Below are 17,445 nucleotides of genomic sequence, written 5' to 3' on the forward strand. Positions count from 1 at the left end.
ACACGCTGCGCTTAGTCCGCCCTACGGACCCGCGCTGTGCTGCAGGGCGGACTAAGCGCAGCGTGTCCGCGAAAGCCCGATCACAACAAGTGCTGGCAGACTCCCGCGCAACACCACAAAAAAGCCCCAAGCGTCAGCAACGCCTGGGGCTTGTCGTGGCTCGGAGCGCGGACAATCAGTCTTCGCGCACCAGAATCACCTTGCCGACCACCTGATCACGCGCGAGCTCTTCAAACGCAGCAGCCGCATCGGCAAACCCGAAGGTTTTTGCCACCATCGGCTTGAGCTCACCGGATGCAAACTGGGGCATCAGGCGCTGCTCCATGTCGGCCAGCAGGGTCGCCTTGAACTCGGCATCACGGGTCCGCAGGGTCGAGCCGATCAGGCTGATGCGCTTGGCCAGCACCTTGGCCAGATCCAGCGTCGCATCGCGGCCGCCCATCAGACCAATCAGTACCCAGCGCGCATCCAGCGCCAAGAGATCCAGATGATCAGCAGCGTAGGTAGCGCCGACCGGATCAAGCGCAACATTGAACGGACCAAAATCCTTCAGCGCAGCAATCCCGCCCTGACGCAGCACGCCACCCTCGGCACCCAGTTCAACACAGGCATCCAGCTTGTCCTGACTGCCGACACTGACCCAGCAAGGATTGCCCTGCGCCTTGCACAGCTGAATTGCCGCAGTGCCCACACCACTGGCACCGGCGTGAATCAGCACCTTCTCGCCCGGGCGCGCATTGCCCAACACAAATACATTCAACCAGGCGGTGCTGAACACCTCAGGAATGGCTGCCGCCTCGGCCCAGTTCAGGTTGTCCGGCACCGCCAGCAGATGGCGCTGGTCAACCACCACTTCTTCAGCCATACCGCCGCCAGCCAGCAACGCACACACGCGATCACCGATCTTCCAGCGCGCCCCTTCGGTTACCTCGATCACCTCGCCGGCACACTCCAGGCCCAGCACACGGGTTACCCCGGGTGGCGGTGGATACATACCCGCTTTCTGCAGCAGGTCGGCACGGTTCAAACCGGCGGCCATCACACGAACGCGAACTTCGCCAGATTTCAGCTCTGCAGCAGGCTGGACCTGCCAGGACAGCTCTCCGCCCTCAGCTTGCAATCCTCTCACGCTACCTCCATAGTTCATTCAATAGTGGCCATACGCGGGAACTCTGCGCTCCCGTCGGAACTCCAAAAGCATACTCTCTCCGGACACGATACCCCAGATGAAAGGTTTCCCTCTCCTGCGCCAGTCCTGTCTCATTGCCCTGCTGAGCTTCAGCGGCAGTGTGCTCTCGGCCGAGCAGAATCAAGCCCTCGACCTCGATTCACTGCAGCCGACCCGGGATCAGGTCATTGCCAGCCTGAATACCGTCGAATTACTGCGCCGCCACCACTACAACCGCATTCGTCTGGACGACGATCTGTCCGCCCAGATCTATGACACCTATATCAAGCAGCTCGACCCCCAGCGCAGCCTGTTTACCCAGCAGGATATCGATGCCTTTGCCGGCAATCGTCTGCGCTTCGACGACCTGCTAAAGGCTGGCGATCTGAACGTTGGCTTCGCCATGCACAAACGCCAGCTGCAGCGCGTCCAGCAACGTCTGGCCTTCACCCTGGACCTGATCGACAACAAGCTGGACACGCTTGACTTCAGCAGCGACCAGGAGATTCTGGTTGATCGCGAAGACGCGCCTTGGGTCGCTGACGAACAGGGTCTTGAACAACTCTGGCGCGCACAGGCCAAGGACGAGGTACTGCGCCTGAAGCTGGCTGGCAAGGACATGACCGGAATCAAGGAGCTGCTGGGCAAGCGTTACCGTGGCCAGCAGATCCGGATCAACCAGACCCGCTCCGAGGATCTGTTCCAGAGCTATATCAACGCCATGGCCCAGGTCTACGATCCGCATACCCAGTACCTCTCGCCGGAAAACGCCGAGAACTTCGACATCAACATGAGCCTGTCGCTTGAGGGTATCGGTGCGGTACTGCAAAGCGACAACGAATACACCAGGATCGTGCGTCTGGTACCGGCGGGGCCTGCGCAGCGCAGCCAGCAGCTGGCAACCAGTGACAAGATCATCGGCGTAGCCCAGGGTAACGACGACATGGTCGATGTGGTTGGCTGGCGTCTGGACGAAGTCGTCAAGCTGATCCGCGGCCCCAAAGGCTCGCCCGTGCGCCTGGAAGTCATCCCGGCCAGCAACCCGCCTGGCGATCTGACCAGCAAGGTAATCCAGCTGACCCGCGAAGCGGTCAAGCTGGAGGATCAGGCTGCCAAATCGTCGATCATCACGATCAACCAGCAAGGCCACGATTACCGCATCGGCGTGATCGAGGGGCCCGGTTTTTACATCGACTTCAAGGCCTACCGCCAGGGTGACCCCGACTACCGCAGCACCACCCGTGACGTGCGCCGCCTGCTTGGCGAACTGAGCACCCAGAATGTGGACGGCGTCGTGCTGGATCTGCGTGATAACGGTGGCGGCTCACTGCAGGAGGCAACCGAGCTGACCGGCCTGTTTATTGACCAGGGCCCCACCGTGCAGGTGCGCGACAGCCAGGGTCAGGTCCAGCAACTGGACGACCCGGAAGCCGGTATCGCCTACAACGGCCCGCTGGCCGTGCTGGTCAACCGCCTGTCTGCCTCGGCCTCGGAAATTTTCGCCGGTGCGATGCAGGACTACGGCCGCGCACTGGTCATCGGCGAGTCCACCTTCGGCAAGGGCACCGTGCAATCGATTCAGCCACTCAACCACGGTGAACTCAAGCTGACCCTGGCCAAGTTCTACCGGGTGTCCGGTCAGAGCACCCAGCACCGGGGTGTGGTACCGGACATCAGCTATCCGTCGCTGCTCGACAGCAAGGAAATTGGCGAAAGCGCCCTGCCCCACGCCATGCCGTGGGATACCATCGCGCCGGCGCGCTTCCGTGCCAGCAGCCAGTTGCAGCCGTTCATCTCGCAGCTGCAGAAACAGCACGAGGCGCGTGCAGCGAAGGACCCGGACTTCATCTACACCCTGGCCCGCATCAATCTGGATGCCGAGATTCGCGCACAACAGACCGTGCCGCTGAATGAAGCCAAGCGCAAGCAGCGCCAGGACGACTATGAGGCCCGCCTGCTCGCACTGGAAAACCAGCGCCTGACTGCGCGGGGCGAAGAGCCGCTAAGTACGCTGGAGAACCGCGACCCGCTACTGGAGCCCGACCACAGCGAGGAAAAGGAAAATCAGGCACAGGACGATGCCTTCCTGGTCGAAACCAGTCACATCCTGCTCGACCTGCTGCAACTCGAGCATCAGGTCGCTACCGTCGACTGACCCCGTCCAGCCGCCATCCGACGGCCCATGCCGTCGGATGGCAATCATACTGTCATCCTTCTGTCACACCCCAGTGACACACTTGCGCGGTCAGGACGAATCCCGCGCACGCCTCTAGCGCGAGCCCGGGCGGCCAGGTACGGCCACTTTCATTTGCCTGGGAACCTCTATGACCGTGTCCGAACAACGTCAGGCCCTCATCTCCATACTCAACCGCGGCGCGGTCACCAGCCTGTTTCAGCCGATCGTCTCGACGCTGGAAGAGCGTATTGTCGGTTTTGAGGCGCTCAGCCGCGGTCCGTCCGATAGCCCGCTGCATTCCCCGGTCACCCTGTTCGCCGCAGCCCGCCACCACGGCATCCTGACCGAATTGGAGATGCTCTGCCGGGATCGCGCCGTCAGCCGCTTCTGCAACCTGAACCTGCCGGGCAAGCTATTTCTCAATGTCTCGCCGGAGAGTCTGCTTGAGCATCAGCACTACCCGGGGCGGACACTGGAGATTCTGCAGCGCAATGGACTCAAGCCTGACCAGGTCGTCATTGAGCTGACGGAGCAGGCACCTATCGAAGACCTGTCACTGCTGCGCAGCGCATTGCATCACTATCGCGACATGGGATTCTCAATCGCCCTGGATGACCTTGGCGCTGGCTATTCCAGCCTGCGCCTGTGGTCAGAGCTGCAACCGGAGTTTGTGAAGATCGACCGCCATTTTATTGATGGCATTCACCGAGACCCGGTAAAACGGGAGTTTGTCGCCTCCATCCTGCATATGGCCAAAGCGTCCCGTGCCTGCGTAATCGCAGAGGGTATCGAGCAGCCCGAAGAGCTGGCAGTGCTGGAGGACATAGGCATCGACTGGGTTCAGGGCTACCTGCTCGGACGCCCAGACAGCCACCCGCGCGTCGACGAAATCCAGCTAGGCGAACGCATCGGTCAGAGTCCGTCCAGCGTGGTGGATGACGCACCGATTCACAGCCTGCTGCTACCCATACCGGGCGTACCGGACGACACCAAAGTACAGACCGTCCTCGACAGCTTTCAGCAGCAGCCAACCCTCAACACCCTGGCGATCATCAATGAGCAGGGTCACCCCGTCGGCGCAGTGCAACGGCATGCCCTGAGCCATATCATGCTCAAGCCCTTTGCCCAGGAAATCCACAGCCGCAAGCCGATTCGACAGTTGATGGACCCCGACTGCCTGATCGTCGATATCCGTCAGAGCCTGCAACGTGTCAGCCGACTGCTGACGAGCCGCGCGCGCCAGCGCCTTGAGGATGACTTCATCATTGTCGATCAGGGTATTTACAAGGGACTGGGACGCGGGATCGACGTGCTCCGTCAGATCACCGAGCTGAAACTGCAGCAGGCAAGACACGCCAACCCGCTGACCCTGCTGCCTGGCAATATACCGATCCAGCAGTGCCTGCAACGCCTGCTGGAGCGCGGAGTCGATGCACAGCTGTGCTATATCGACCTGGACAACTTCAAGCCCTTCAACGACCTGTATGGCTATGGCAAGGGTGACGAAATCCTGCTTGGCCTCGCGCAGCTGCTGCGCGAGCTCTGTGATCCGCGTTGCGACTTCGTCGGCCACATCGGCGGCGACGACTTCATCCTGGTAATGCAAAGTGACGACTGGCGGGAGCGCCTGCATAGCCTGGATAACCGCTTCCAGCAGCTATGCCGCACCCTGTACCGGGCCGAGCACCTGCAAAGCCGGAGCTTCACCGCACCCGACCGGGAAGGCCGCTGGCGCAGCCATGATCTGCTGAATCTGTCGATCGGCATTCTGCCCCTGATTGGAAGCCGGGCTCGCCAGTTCGACCCCGCACGTCTGGCCGAACTGGCGTCCAGGGCAAAGCACGAGGCAAAACGGCAGCGGGGCTTCAGCCTGGTCATTCAGGATCTACCGATTGACGGTTTCGACGGCAGCGAGCGACACCTCAATCTGTGTAGCTGAATGCCGGCGTTGATCTATGCTTAGGTAAGTCCAAGATACAGGTCATATCGTGAGGCTGATACCAATCTATCTGGGGGTGCTGTTGCTGCCGTGGTCGGCTTCCAGCCTTGCCGCCCCCATCAAATGGGGCTTCTCGCCTTCAGATCCGCCTCCGTATGTGGTGATGGACGGCGCCAGCCTGCAATCCAGCCTGACCAAAGACCTTGGCCAGCTGGTAGCCAATGCTACTGACCGCTCAGTGCTGTTTATCCCGGTACCCAACAACCGGATCGACGACGCCTTCAACCGAGGGCGAATCGACATTATCTGCAATACCCAACCCTCCTGGCACACTCACCCCGAGCAGCTGCTCTGGAGTGAGGTGCTGTACGAGGACGCTGACGTCATCGCCACGCGCAGCACCAGCCAGCTTCCCTCCAGCATAAGTGACCTCAGGGGGGCTATGGTGGGTACCACACTGGGTTACCACTACAGCAGCAAGCTCACGGACGCGTTCGAGAGCGGCCAACTGACCCGCCATGACGTCCGCGATCTCAATACCCGCATCAAGATGCTGGAACGCCGCCGCCTAGACGCGACCGTAGAGCTGCGTCGGCCGTTGCAGCACTATCTGCTTGGCAAGCCGGCCGACATCCGCATCAGTGACTGGGAAATCGAGCGCTTCGCCCTGCGCTGCGCCACGCCGAGACAACCGGAGGACCACCGGCGGTTGATTGATGCCATTCATCGCCTGCTGGATGAGGGGCAGATCACCGACCTGGTAGACCGCTACCAGTAACCCCGGAGGTTACCCACAGCTTCTGTGGATAAGTCTGTGAAGAAAATCAGGAAAAGTCGCTCAAACGCCCGTTTACATGCGCCTGCAGACAAACCGCGCACATTTTAACCAAAGCAAAAAATGCAGTTTTTTCAGCGAGTTAGCGAGAAGAAGCGGGATCAGAAAAACAGCGGAAAGTAAACAGCGGACGTTACCGAAGAATGTGCATAAAGGTAACACGGGAACGCCCGGAGGCCTTGCACCGGGCATTCCAACGTGTTACCGCGCGCTTACTCGCCGCGCGGCTTGATCGACATCAGTTCCATGTCGAACACCAGGATGGAGTTCGGCGGGATGACCGGACTCGGGCTACGCGGACCATAGGCCAGCTCGGCCGGCACGGTAACAGTCCACTTGTCACCAACGTGCATCATCTGCAGCACTTCAACCCAACCCGGAATCACACCAGCCACGGGCAGCTCGGCCGGTTCACCACGCTGAACGGAGCTGTCGAACACGGTGCCATCCAGCAGGCGACCTTCGTAGTGAACGACAACCACGTCATCAGCCTGCGGCTGCGGACCGTCCGCATCACCAGATGTCACCACCTCGTACTGCAGGCCGGAGTCGGTTTCGGTCACGCCGTCTTTGGCGGCATTCTCTTCAAGATACTTCTTGTTGGCATCCAGCGCTTCCTGAGCCAGCGCCTCGGCGCGCTCCTGGGAGCGCTGCTGCAACTCGTTGAAAGCGTTAGTCAGCTCTTCATCGCCAACACGCTGCTCCTGGCTGCCCAGGGCATCCTGCAGGCCCAGCGCCAGCGCTTGCGGGTCGATATCACCCAAACCGTCCTGCAGCAAACTCTGACCCATGTTCAGGCCGATGCCGTAAGACGCTTGTTGAATGGGAGTAGTGAGTTCCGGTTCATCCTTGTTACAACCGGCCAGAGCCAGAGCCCCGACTGCAATGCTGACTGCCAGCAGATTACGCTTCATGCTTACCTCAGTAGACAAGCCCTTTACGGGCGAAAAGAAGCGCCAGCTTAGCAGGGCTTTAAACGTCCGGCTACCGGAAGAAACGGGAATGTGAACAGGTACGGAACGTACCGGATAAAACCTGAGGGAAGATACTGCAGGAGGGGGAAATGGCGCAGCGGACGGGACTCGAACCCGCGACCCCCGGCGTGACAGGCCGGTATTCTAACCAACTGAACTACCGCTGCGCTATTCTTCTCGAGTGGTGGGTGATGACGGGATCGAACCGCCGACCCTCTGCTTGTAAGGCAGATGCTCTCCCAGCTGAGCTAATCACCCGTTTGCTCTCGAAGTGGTGCGCATTCTAGGGAGCTTTTTCGGTTCTGGCAACACCTTTTTTAAAAAAAATTCAGGTTATTTCAATATCTTATTTGGAGGCCGCGGAAACACTGGCTGCCGGCGGTCTGCTGGGGCAATATTGGCCGTTTTCTCGGGCAGCCCTGCCCACGGCAACAGAAGGACAGCACCCATGTGGTTTCGCAATCTGCTTATCTACCGTTTCAGCCAACCCGTCCCCTTCAGCGAATCCCAGCTGATTGAGGCCCTTGAGCAGAAGCCCTCGCGCCCCTGCGCCAGTCAGGAAACCCACACCCTCGGCTGGACCACGCCCTGGGGACGTCACTCGGAAAACCGTGTAGAAGTCAGCAACGGCTACTGGCTGATCGCAATGCGCAAGGAAGAACGCATTCTCCCCGGCAGCGTTGTGAAAGACGCACTGGCAGAGAAGGTCGAGGAAATCGAGAATCGGGACGCGCGCAAGGTCTACAAGAAGGAGCGCGACACACTGAAGGACGAGATCGTGATGTCCCTGCTGCCTCGGGCCTTCACCCGCACCCAGACCACCTTCGCCTGCATCTGTCCGGCTGAAGGCTGGATCGCGGTAGACAGCTCCAGTCACAAGCGCGCCGAAGATCTGCTCAGCCTGCTGCGCGAATGCACCGGTTCCCTGCCGGTGCGGCCGCTAAACGTCAAGATCGCACCTGCCAGCTGCATGACCCAGTGGGTGAAAGACAACCAGGCACCGGAACAACTGCAGATCGGCGACGAGTGTGAGCTGCGTGACACCTCTGAAGACGGCGGCGTGGTTCGCTGCAAGCGTCAGGATCTGGCCAGCGACGAAATCCAGCTGCACCTGAGCACCGGCAAGCAGGTCAGCCAGCTGGCGCTGCAGTGGCAGGAAAAGCTTAGCTTTGTGCTTGATGACAAGCTGACCCTCAAGCGCGTCAGGTTCGAAGACCTGCTGCGTGAGGAAGCGGACGACAACGCCGGCGATGACATGGCCAGTCAACTGGATGCCAGCTTCACCATCATGGCCAGCACCCTCAGCGAGCTGCTGCCGGCAATCACCAATGCGCTGGGTGGCGAGGACATCCCGCAGGGTATCTGAACCCTCTCCCTCCCTTTGTCGCCCCCCTGTGCGGGGCGACACCCCCCAGCCCTTGGGGCATACATCAATCTATCCACAAAACCTGTGGATAACAGTGTGGACAGCCTGCCGAAAAGTCGCCTCAGGGTATATGGAACGGGGCTACCACTTAAAATGGTTATTTTTTAACCTATTTTTTTATCTGTAAAATCAATAGGTTACGATATGGCATGAGATTTCAGTGACTTACAGCGGCTTTTGACAAAGAGATGACAGGAGTCTCGCCGGCTGTGCACAATCAAAGGGCAAGAGGCCCCCTCCAGACCAGCTCCGATGCGCCATTTCAACGCATCGGCCCTGCCCCGAACCGCTGCAAATGATCGTCTTCCGAAAGAGATGTCAGCCCTGATTGTCAAGCAGCCAGGCGGTTGCGTCGGCCGCCGCTGCGCTGCGCGGATAACCTCTCTGCACATAGCGCATCCGAGCCTTGGCGCGAGCCAGATCCCCCCGTTCCTGATCCAGTACGGCAAGATCGTATTCAGCCCGGGCCATACCCTCAAGGACAGCCTGCACCCGAGGCACCATCTCGGCCCGGTATCCCGACTGGGAATAGGCCCTGACAAACCCGGTCAGTGCGGCATGGGCCTCCCGACCAAGTTGCAGCTGCAGCTGGCTGTCACCGCGCGCGAGTTCGAAGCGGGCATAGGGAATCAACGCTGCCAGGTACGCGGCATAATCAGCCTCGCTGGCCTCGCCTTGCTGCCGGTAGCTGTCCACGAGAACCTGCGCCACATCGAGCCGGGCAAGGGTCAGGCACTGGTAGGCCGCCTCAAGCAGGACCGCCGGCTCCCCAAGGGCCTGCACCTGCTGCGTGAGTGCGGTATCACATTGCCCCATCGCCAGTCGTGCCCGGACATCGGCCAGCGCTGCCTCCTGGCCCTGTGAGCGCACCTGATTGCCGGCGCAGCCCGTCAGGCTCAATGCCAGAACAATCCAGCAGCCCATTCGAGTTGTCTTCATCGTTTTCATCTCTGTCATTGCAGTTGCACGCGCCAGCGCACCCAGCCGTCGGGATCAGCCCGGCCCAGCAGCTGCAGACCCGCGGCCAGATCCCGATCAGCATCGGCCCGGGCAAGCAGCCGGGTATCGAGTTTCAGCGGTTTGGCCGGTTGCCAGCGGGCGGTACCGGCCAGGCCCAGGGGGCCACCATTGTCTGCGAGATTCATCACCAGCCAGCCGTTTTCCGCCGCCAGATCGGCACCCAGATTCCCTAGCGCGAGGGGGCTTGGCAGCCCGCCACCGGCATCCTGCCAGGCAATCCGTCCACTGGCCTCGGTTACCTTGCGCAGATCCGCCAGGGTCAGCCTGGGAATATCCAGCAGCCAGTCTCCCTGCAACACAAACGGCGCCTTGTTCACCTGCGCCATACTGGCAGCGCTGAGGCGACCACGCACGCCTTCCAGCGACAGCCGGTCGACGGCCATACGCAATACCGCCTGTACCTGACCGTCACGCGGCCGCCAATTCAGATCCAGTTCAAGCTCACCCGCCAACAGCCCCGCAGGCTGCCAACGCCACTCCAGGGCACCCTGATCAATGCCATCAACCTGCAGGCGCGCCAGGCTGCCGCGCCACAGCGTACCGGTCAACCCGTCCAGCTCAACCTTCACCGGCAGGTGGGGTTGTACCTGCCGCCAGACCAGCTGCGCCGGGAGATTGCTGATCAGCGTCGCGAGCAGGACCAGACTTGCCAACAACCAGAGCCGTCGCCCTTTCAGCCAGCCCATCAGCGACGCTCCAGCAACAGACGTGCAGACACCTGACCGGCAGCATGCTGGCCCTCGATCATCAGTTCACTGACCCGCAGCCCCTGCCGCTGCTCCAGCTCCGCGAGCCACCCCATGAGCGCATCAAAACCGACCGCGTCCATGATCAGCCGGGCGCCCTCGCCTTCGGGTTGTACCCGGGTGAGCGCGGAGCGCAGGCCCGCCGCATTGGCCGAGACCTCGATCAGTGTCAGCACCGAGCCACCTGCTCCGGGCAGCGCCGGGGCACGCTGCTCCAGACGTGCCCGTCGACGCACGTCATCCGCCACCTGCTCCATCCAGACCGCCTCCGCCGACAGTCTGGCGACGTCACTGCGCAGTGCACTGCGACCTTGCAGCAGCGGCTCCCAGACCGCGACCCAGGCGAGGATCAGGCCCAATGCCACTGCGCCCAACACGAGAATACGACGCTCCCTCGGCGCCAGCCCTGCCCACCATGCCTTCATGATCCGCTCCTGGAAATACGCAGCCGCGCGGTCACCGCGCCGCTGTCCGAATCGGCTCCGAGCAGGCTTTCGCTCATGCCTTCGGTCGCAGCCAGAGCCGCACGTAACTGTTCGAGATCGGCAAAGGTCGCGACCTGCAGGTCGACCTCCAGTTCATCGCTGCCCGCACGCACCTGTTTCACCTGAACACCCTGCTGCTGCGCCACCGCATGGTAGAGCGCATACAGCAACTGACCGGCGCCGGACTGATCGTCGCCGCCCGCAACAGTCCCCAGCCGCTGACGGAACTGCATCACCGGGTCCAGCATGGGCTCGCCCGGCAAGGCATCGGAAAAACTGCGATCGATACGGGCCTGCAGCAGAGTGCGCTGCTGCTCCAGGGCGATACGCTCAGCTGCCAGCACACCGATACCAAGCACCAGCACCGCCGCCAGCGCCAGCAGGGCCGGGCGCATGGCCCGCCACGGGGGCGGAGCCATGCTGACCGCATAGGGCCCGGACAGCAGATTGAAGTCGGCGGTCATCAGCACCGACAGCAGCGGCAAGGTAGTCTCGCTCCGGGTAACAATCACGCCCGTTGGCAACACCGATGCCAGCTCCGCCGCCTGAGCACCCGCGAGCTCGACACTGCGCTCGACCTCGGGCAGTTCAAGCAGGCGCTTGCGCAGCCACAGGGCAAGCATGCCCGTCTCCAGCAACACAGCCTCTGCGGCACTGTCGCTGACCAGCCAGCGCGTGTCCTGCGGCAATGGGGAGGCCTGCACCCGCAACCCGGAGGCTGGCACCGCAGCAGCCGGCACAGCGGTTACCGGCGAAATGGCCTCCAGACGCAGGCCGGCGTCGGCAAAGCGCACCAGCCAGTCATCGAGCAGTTGCCGTTCAACCACCACCGCACTGATACGCCCGTCGCTGCGGCGGGGCCCCATGACAATGTGCAGTTCATCCAGATCCTGGCTTAGCTGGTCTTCCAGGGCATAGGGCAACGCCGCCCTGAGTGCGGCCGCCCGTTGCGCAGGCAGGTTGGCGCGCACCAGATTGACGCCATCAGCCAGCAGCGCCCTGACGCGCTCTCCCGGGTAGCGTCCCTGCAGCACGGCGAGCGTATCGCAGCCCTGATCCCGAATCTGCCCATCCCGTTCCAGATGCCACCAGTGCAGCGGCTGGTCGGGGTTGCTCAACAGCACTATCAGCATGCCTAGCTTCCTGTGGTCATTACGGCTCGCAGGCCGACTGTTCGCGCAACACGACTTTGCCATTGGGCGCGTCGAGCAGCGTACATTGATAGAAATTGCGTTCACCGAAGTGCGCAACAATCTGCAACCGCATGAACCACGGTGCATCATCGCCGGGCTGCGTACGGTCGCTGAAAACCGCCTTGATCAGGTCACTGCTGCGCTCCACGTCAATCGGGCTCTGATCGGACGGGTAAGCGGTAACGTAGGGTGCCAGCGCCTGCCAGGCCTCGGCGCTCATACCGTTGACCGAGGCCAGCTCGGAAGCGACCAGCATGGTGCGGTTGGCCGACAGGCGCGGCGGGGCCTGCAATTGATAAATCGGATCATCGGTTTCGGGATTCATCCAGTCCGTGACGGCCAGCGCCAGCTGGCTGCCGGCGGGCATGGCAACGCCTGAATCCTGAGCAACCCGGTCAACCAGCCGGGCAAACTCGGCCTGCAGATCCTCATTACCAGACGCCAGCGCGTTGAGATTGAATCGGCAGCGCATGTTGTCCAGCGTTGCCTGCAGGCGCACCTGATCGACCTCAAACGGCAACACGGGTGACAGGCAGGTATCCCACATCAGCTCATCTGCATCTTCCACCTGCTCCAGCACCTGCAACACCATTTTCTCGGCACCCAGCGCAATCTCCCGCGACAGGTCACGCTCGAACACCGCGCTGCTGCGCCGAATATCCGCCTGACCGCGCATTGCCATGCCGACCGCCGCGGTGACCGCCAGGGCGACAATCAGCAACGCGGTAATCAGCGCCACACCCTGCTCTCTGCGTTTCATTGGCCCACCGCAATCAGGCGACGAATCACTCCCAGACGAGGGATGTCCAGCTGGACCTCGACCGCCAGCGGCAACTGGGTGGACTCGGGGTCGAGATCCGCTGGCGGCCAGCTGTCGAGCCGCTCCAATCCGCTGGCTCCCCGCACGATGAAACGGAAGCCGGTTTCCACCCCGAGACGCTCGTCTTCAGCCACCAGATCGGCAAAGGGCTGCAGACGCACACTGTCGGCATCGGCTACGTCCACACCGGGCCACAACTCCCGCTCCAGCCCGCGCTCGGTCAACCGCCAGGCGGTGCGACGCAGGCGTTGCTCGCCGCCGGCGCCCGCCCGCACGAGCTCCAGCAGCGGCTGCTCATTACCGGCCAGCAGGCGCAGCGGCGGCAGGCGATCGCCGAACTCGTCACGCACACGCACGTCCACCAGCTGGGCCAGATCCCGCTCCAGCACACTCAGACTGACCTGCAGATCCGCCAGCTGGCCGGCATGCCCGCGACTGACCTCATTGGCCTCCAGCACGGCACGCAGGCCCTGATAGGCCACCACGCTCATGACCGCAAACAGCAGCATCGCCACCAGCAGCTCAAGCAGGGTAAAACCTCGCTGTGCGCTGACCGGCTTCATGGCAGCACAAACCCGCTGACCAGCGCACGCTGATCGCTTTCATCGCCGGGCAACAGCCATAGACGAATATCAATTCGCTTGACCGCCGGCAGCGGAAACGGCGAGATCGCGGTGTAATCGCTGATCCTGGCACGGTAGCCAAAACGGTAAGGCCCCATCCCGGTTTCCCCGTTCAGCTCACCGTCGGTCGCCGGACGCATGCCTGATTCATATTCGGCCAGCAGGTTGCTGCCGGCCCAATGGGCCAAGGTACGCTCCTGAAGATACGCCGTGTTGCGGGCATGATCGCTGCCCGCCTTGACCAGCGCCCCGAGCGCGACCGCCAGCACGGTCAACGCGACCAGAACTTCCAGCAGGGTAAAACCGCGACTGCTATGGACGTTCACTGAGCACCTCGATATGGCCGGTCAACTCAACCTGAATAAAGCGCTCCAGACTATGTTCGCGTGCCCGCAGGACAATCAGGCCCGGCGTCATCTCGCCGGTGTTGCTCAGCCGCAGCTGAGGGGTCCAGACCCGGCTGGACGACAGGCTGCGGGGCTGATCGGAGGCTTCAAAATCCAGCTCGATCAGGCCCTCGGTCACCCGATGCAGGCCCAGCTGCGCGTCATTTACCGGCTGCCACTCGCGGGTGGCGTCATCAAGCAGGACCAGGTCCAGCATGCTGTAGCTGTCGCGCCGAATCCCCAGCGCCCGCTCGCTGCCGCCACTGATCAGCAACTCGTCACGGGCCAGCTTGAGCACCGTAGCCAGCCGATCAGCCTCGCGGCGCAGTTCGCGCTCCGCCCCGTCACCCAGCGACAGCGTCGCCAGCCCCGCCATCACCCCGATCAGCACCAGAACAATCAGTACCTCAAACAGGGTGAAGCCGGTCTGGCGCGAAGGCGCAGATGGGTGACCAACTCGCATGACTGTCAGCGCTCGTCTTCTTGATCCAGATTCCAGTTGCCGATATCGGCAGCGCTGTCAGTGCCACCGCTGCGGCCGTCGGAGCCGAAGCTGTAGAGATCAAACAGACGACCGTCGCGACCCGGGTTCTGATACTGGTAGGCGTTGCCCCACGGATCCTGCTGCAGGCGATCCAGGTAGCCGCCCTTGCGCCAGTTGCGCGGCGCATTCTGGCCGGTGGGCTCCTGCACCAGGGCGCGCAGACCCTGTTCGGTGGTCGGATAGCTGAAGTTATCCAGTCGATACAGATTCAGCGCACTTTCGATGGCACGAATGTCACTCTGCACCTTGGTGATACGTGCCTGGTCCGGCCGGTCCATGACCCGCGGCACCACCACCGCCGCCAAAATCCCGAGGATGACTACCACAACCATCACTTCAATCAGGGTAAAACCGCGCTGCGCGGCACGGCGTACGTGGTTATTGCTCATCATCAATTCACCAGTTGGTTGAGTTCAAAGATTGGCAGCAGAATCGCCAGTACAATCACCAGCACTACCGCGCCCATGGTCAGAATCAGCAGCGGCTCGAAAACACCCATCACCATGGCGATACGCGCCTCGAGCTCGCGCTCCTGGGTTTCCGCCGCCCGCTCCAGCATGTCGTCGAGGGTGCCGCTGCTTTCACCGCTCTTGATCAGGCTCAGGGTCATCGCCGGGAAATAGCCACTGCGCTCCAGCGCCAGCCCGACTCCGGCCCCCTCGCGCACACGCTGGGCCGCCTCGCTGACCGCCTCGCGCATCGGCAAGTTGGTGATCACACTGGCACTCATGTTCAACGCATCAAGCAGCGGCACACCGCTGGCGGCCAAAATGTTCAGGGTGCGGGCAAAGCGCGCGGTGTTGAGACCGCGGGTCAGGCGGCCAATCAGCGGCAGCCGCAGCAGCAGATCATGCCAGCGCCGCTGATAGGCAGGCCGCTGCAACAGGGTGCGCAGGCCATAGCCCAACCCTCCAAGTATCAGCAGCATCAGCAGACCCCAGTCGCGCAGGGTATCGCTGACCGCGATCAGCATGCGGGTCAACAGCGGCAACTGCTGATTCATGCCGTCAAACACCTTGACCACCTCCGGCACTACATAGGTCAGCAGCGCCACCGTTACCAGCAGCGCGACGCAGGTCAGGATGGCCGGATAAAACATCGCCAGCTGGATTTTCTGGCGCATGGCGTTCTGCGCTTCAACGTTATCAGCCAGTCGCTCCAGCACCAGATCCAGCCGCCCCGCCTGCTCACCGGCAGCGATGGTGGTGCGATAGATGACCGGGAACACCGAGGGAAATTCGCCGAGCGCGTGGGCCAGTGGCAAACCTTCCATCACCCGCGTACGCACCGCTGTCAGCGCCGAGCGCACCTTGGGCGATTCACTCTGCCGCGCCACCGTGGCCAGCACTTCCTCAATCGGCAGGCCGGCGCGCGCCAGGGTTGCCATCTGCCGGGTAGCCAGGGCAAGTTCCAGCGGCTTGATGCGCTGCTGCAGCACCGGCATGCGCAAGACCGCTGCACGCTCGGCCACCTGGCTGACACTCATTGGTGTCAGCCCCTGCTCACGCAGCCGGCCGCGGACCTGACGGGGCGAATCCCCCTCCTCTACGCCCTTGCGGGTGCGGCCGCTGGCGTCCAGCGCGGTATATTCGAAGGCCGGCACGGTCAGTCCTCCCGGGTAACGCGCAGAACTTCTTCCAGCGTGGTGTCACCCGCCAGTATTCGCCGCATTCCGTCCTGTCGGATACCCGGTTGCGACAGCCGCGCATGGCGCACCATCGCCTGCTCACTGGCACCATCGTGGATCATGCCGCGCAGGGTGTCGTCGACCTCGATCAATTCGTATATCCCGGTGCGACCGCGATAACCGCTGCCGTTACAGGCAGGGCAACCGGTGGCGCGATACAGGGTCGGAGGCTGCTGCTCATCCACGCCCATCAGACGGCACTCGCTGCTGCTCGCCTGATGCGGCTCGCGGCAGTCCGGGCACAGGGTGCGCACCAGCCGCTGGGCGAGCACACCATTGAGCGTGGACGACAACAGAAACGGCTCGATGCCCATGTCACGCAAACGGGTAATGGCACCAATCGCCGTATTGGTGTGCAGGGTGGAAAACACCAGGTGACCGGTCAGACTGGCCTGAATGGCGATCTGAACGGTATCGACATCGCGAATCTCACCGACCATCACCACGTCAGGGTCCTGACGCAGGATTGCGCGCAGACCACGGGCAAAGGTCATGTCGACCTTGTTGTTGATCTGGGTCTGGCCGATACCGTCGAGGTAATACTCGATAGGATCTTCGACGGTAAGAATGTTGCGGCTGCGATCATTGAGCCGCATCAGCGCCGAATACAGCGTGGTGGTCTTGCCCGAGCCGGTCGGCCCGGTCACCAGCACAATGCCATGCGGGCGGCTGATCACCCGCTCCATGGCCGCATAATGCTCCGTGCACATGCCCAGCTGACGCAGCTCAAGGCGCCCGGCCTGCTTGTCGAGCAGACGCAGCACCACCCGTTCGCCGTGACCGGACGGCAAGGTCGAAACCCGCACGTCCACCGCCCGCCCGACCAGCCGCAGGCCGATCCGACCGTCCTGGGGCAGGCGTTTTTCAGCGATATCCAGCTTGGCCATGACCTTGATCCGCGAGACGATCACTGGCGCCAGTGCGCGCGGCGGCTCCAGCACCTCGCGCAATACACCGTCCACCCGCAGACGGATGGACAGGCGATTCTCAAAGGGTTCGATGTGAATATCCGACGCGTTTTCCTTGACCGCCTCGGACAGCAGCGCGTTGATCAACCGGATGATCGGCGCTTCATCCTGTGATTCGAGCAGATCCTCAGGCTCGGCCAGCGACTGGGCTACCGACAGCAGGTCGGCATCCTCACCCAGCCCTTCAACAAACTGCATTGCATCGTTGGCAGAGCGTTCGTACCGGTCACGCAACCGGGCTGCAAAAGCGTCGTCGTCCAGCTCGATGGGCAACAACGGGCAACCGTGGCGGCGGCGCAACTCAAGCAGGCCCTGCGGATCGCAATCGGCGCGTACAAAGACTTCCAGCTGGCCGTCCTCCCGCATGGCCCCGGTCAGTATCCCTACTCGCCGGGCGTAGCGATAACCGGTCTCGGCGGTTGGCGCGGCGACACTGCTTTGCTGCTCGCTCATCG

The 17,445-nt window shown here is 62.3% G+C and carries 17 protein-coding genes and 2 tRNA genes; 4 read left to right on the plus strand and 15 right to left on the minus strand.

Features of this window, described 5'->3' with window-relative positions; all coding sequences use genetic code 11:
• Positions 1-175 precede the first annotated feature (175 nt).
• Entirely contained in the window at positions 176-1,129 is a 954-nt protein-coding gene (locus B7O88_RS14115; RefSeq protein ID WP_235821150.1) for an NAD(P)H-quinone oxidoreductase, read from the minus strand.
• 97 nt (positions 1,130-1,226) lie between these two features.
• Here B7O88_RS14115 and B7O88_RS14120 point away from each other — a divergent pair, with 97 nt between their 5' ends.
• The 3 genes from B7O88_RS14120 (at position 1,227) to B7O88_RS14130 (ending at position 6,061) form a co-directional block, all read left to right on the plus strand.
• Positions 1,227-3,323 carry a carboxy terminal-processing peptidase gene (locus tag B7O88_RS14120; RefSeq protein ID WP_088276765.1) on the plus strand — a complete coding sequence of 699 codons (2,097 nt, stop codon included), beginning with the start codon at positions 1,227-1,229 and terminating at the stop codon, positions 3,321-3,323.
• Between the two features lie 169 nt (positions 3,324-3,492).
• Positions 3,493-5,283: a bifunctional diguanylate cyclase/phosphodiesterase gene (locus tag B7O88_RS14125; RefSeq protein WP_088276768.1), complete on the plus strand. Its 1,791-nt coding sequence runs from the start codon at positions 3,493-3,495 to the stop codon at positions 5,281-5,283.
• Between the two features lie 49 nt (positions 5,284-5,332).
• The gene (locus B7O88_RS14130) at positions 5,333-6,061 is read left to right on the plus strand and encodes a substrate-binding periplasmic protein (protein ID WP_140418586.1); all 729 of its coding nucleotides are present in this window, start codon (positions 5,333-5,335) and stop codon (positions 6,059-6,061) included.
• 269 nt (positions 6,062-6,330) lie between these two features.
• Here B7O88_RS14130 and B7O88_RS14135 read toward each other — a convergent pair whose 3' ends face one another.
• The 3 genes from B7O88_RS14135 to B7O88_RS14145 form a co-directional block, all read right to left on the minus strand.
• Entirely contained in the window at positions 6,331-7,032 is a 702-nt protein-coding gene (locus B7O88_RS14135; RefSeq protein ID WP_088276772.1) for an FKBP-type peptidyl-prolyl cis-trans isomerase, read from the minus strand.
• Positions 7,033-7,182: 150 nt separating this feature from the next.
• Positions 7,183-7,259: transfer RNA gene (locus tag B7O88_RS14140), tRNA-Asp, on the minus strand.
• Between the two features lie 15 nt (positions 7,260-7,274).
• Positions 7,275-7,350: transfer RNA gene (locus B7O88_RS14145), tRNA-Val, on the minus strand.
• A gap of 190 nt (positions 7,351-7,540) precedes the next feature.
• On the opposite strand from B7O88_RS14145, the gene rdgC reads away from it, so the two are divergent.
• On the plus strand, positions 7,541-8,458 hold the full coding sequence (gene rdgC / locus B7O88_RS14150; protein WP_088276774.1) for a recombination-associated protein RdgC: 918 nt from the start codon (positions 7,541-7,543) through the stop codon (positions 8,456-8,458).
• Between the two features lie 378 nt (positions 8,459-8,836).
• On the opposite strand, the gene bamD is transcribed toward rdgC, so the two are convergent.
• From bamD to gspE, 11 genes are read right to left on the minus strand one after another with little or no spacing between them, the layout of a single operon-like run.
• Positions 8,837-9,457: an outer membrane protein assembly factor BamD gene (bamD, locus tag B7O88_RS14155; protein WP_160003192.1), complete on the minus strand. Its 621-nt coding sequence runs from the start codon at positions 9,455-9,457 to the stop codon at positions 8,837-8,839.
• 14 nt (positions 9,458-9,471) lie between these two features.
• Positions 9,472-10,224, minus strand: coding sequence for a type II secretion system protein N (locus tag B7O88_RS14160; protein ID WP_088276778.1), 753 nt, complete (start codon positions 10,222-10,224; stop codon positions 9,472-9,474).
• A complete protein-coding gene (gene gspM / locus B7O88_RS14165) occupies positions 10,224-10,709 on the minus strand; it encodes a type II secretion system protein GspM (RefSeq protein WP_088276780.1) in 486 nt (161 codons plus the stop codon). The genes B7O88_RS14160 and gspM overlap by 1 nt, the downstream gene beginning before the upstream one ends.
• Complete coding sequence (gene gspL / locus B7O88_RS14170) at positions 10,706-11,902, minus strand: type II secretion system protein GspL (protein WP_160003191.1); 1,197 nt, start codon at positions 11,900-11,902, stop codon at positions 10,706-10,708. The genes gspM and gspL overlap by 4 nt, the downstream gene beginning before the upstream one ends.
• A 19-nt stretch (positions 11,903-11,921) precedes the next feature.
• Positions 11,922-12,722, minus strand: coding sequence for a type II secretion system minor pseudopilin (locus B7O88_RS14175; RefSeq protein ID WP_088276784.1), 801 nt, complete (start codon positions 12,720-12,722; stop codon positions 11,922-11,924).
• Positions 12,719-13,345: a type II secretion system minor pseudopilin GspJ gene (gene gspJ / locus B7O88_RS14180; RefSeq protein ID WP_088276786.1), complete on the minus strand. Its 627-nt coding sequence runs from the start codon at positions 13,343-13,345 to the stop codon at positions 12,719-12,721. Before gspJ ends, B7O88_RS14175 begins: the two co-directional genes overlap by 4 nt.
• On the minus strand, positions 13,342-13,731 hold the full coding sequence (gspI, locus tag B7O88_RS14185; protein WP_088276788.1) for a type II secretion system minor pseudopilin GspI: 390 nt from the start codon (positions 13,729-13,731) through the stop codon (positions 13,342-13,344). The genes gspJ and gspI overlap by 4 nt, the downstream gene beginning before the upstream one ends.
• A complete protein-coding gene (locus B7O88_RS14190) occupies positions 13,718-14,254 on the minus strand; it encodes a GspH/FimT family pseudopilin (protein ID WP_088276790.1) in 537 nt (178 codons plus the stop codon). Before B7O88_RS14190 ends, gspI begins: the two co-directional genes overlap by 14 nt.
• A 5-nt stretch (positions 14,255-14,259) precedes the next feature.
• Complete coding sequence (gspG, locus tag B7O88_RS14195; protein ID WP_233049283.1) at positions 14,260-14,727, minus strand: type II secretion system major pseudopilin GspG; 468 nt, start codon at positions 14,725-14,727, stop codon at positions 14,260-14,262.
• Positions 14,727-15,938 carry a type II secretion system inner membrane protein GspF gene (gene gspF, locus B7O88_RS14200; RefSeq protein WP_088276794.1) on the minus strand — a complete coding sequence of 404 codons (1,212 nt, stop codon included), beginning with the start codon at positions 15,936-15,938 and terminating at the stop codon, positions 14,727-14,729. The genes gspG and gspF overlap by 1 nt, the downstream gene beginning before the upstream one ends.
• Positions 15,939-15,940: 2 nt before the next feature.
• A complete protein-coding gene (gene gspE / locus B7O88_RS14205) occupies positions 15,941-17,443 on the minus strand; it encodes a type II secretion system ATPase GspE (protein ID WP_088276796.1) in 1,503 nt (500 codons plus the stop codon).
• Positions 17,444-17,445 lie beyond the last annotated feature (2 nt).

It is taken from the genome of Halopseudomonas aestusnigri (genome assembly GCF_002197985.1).
GTDB classification, from domain to species: domain Bacteria; phylum Pseudomonadota; class Gammaproteobacteria; order Pseudomonadales; family Pseudomonadaceae; genus Halopseudomonas; species Halopseudomonas aestusnigri.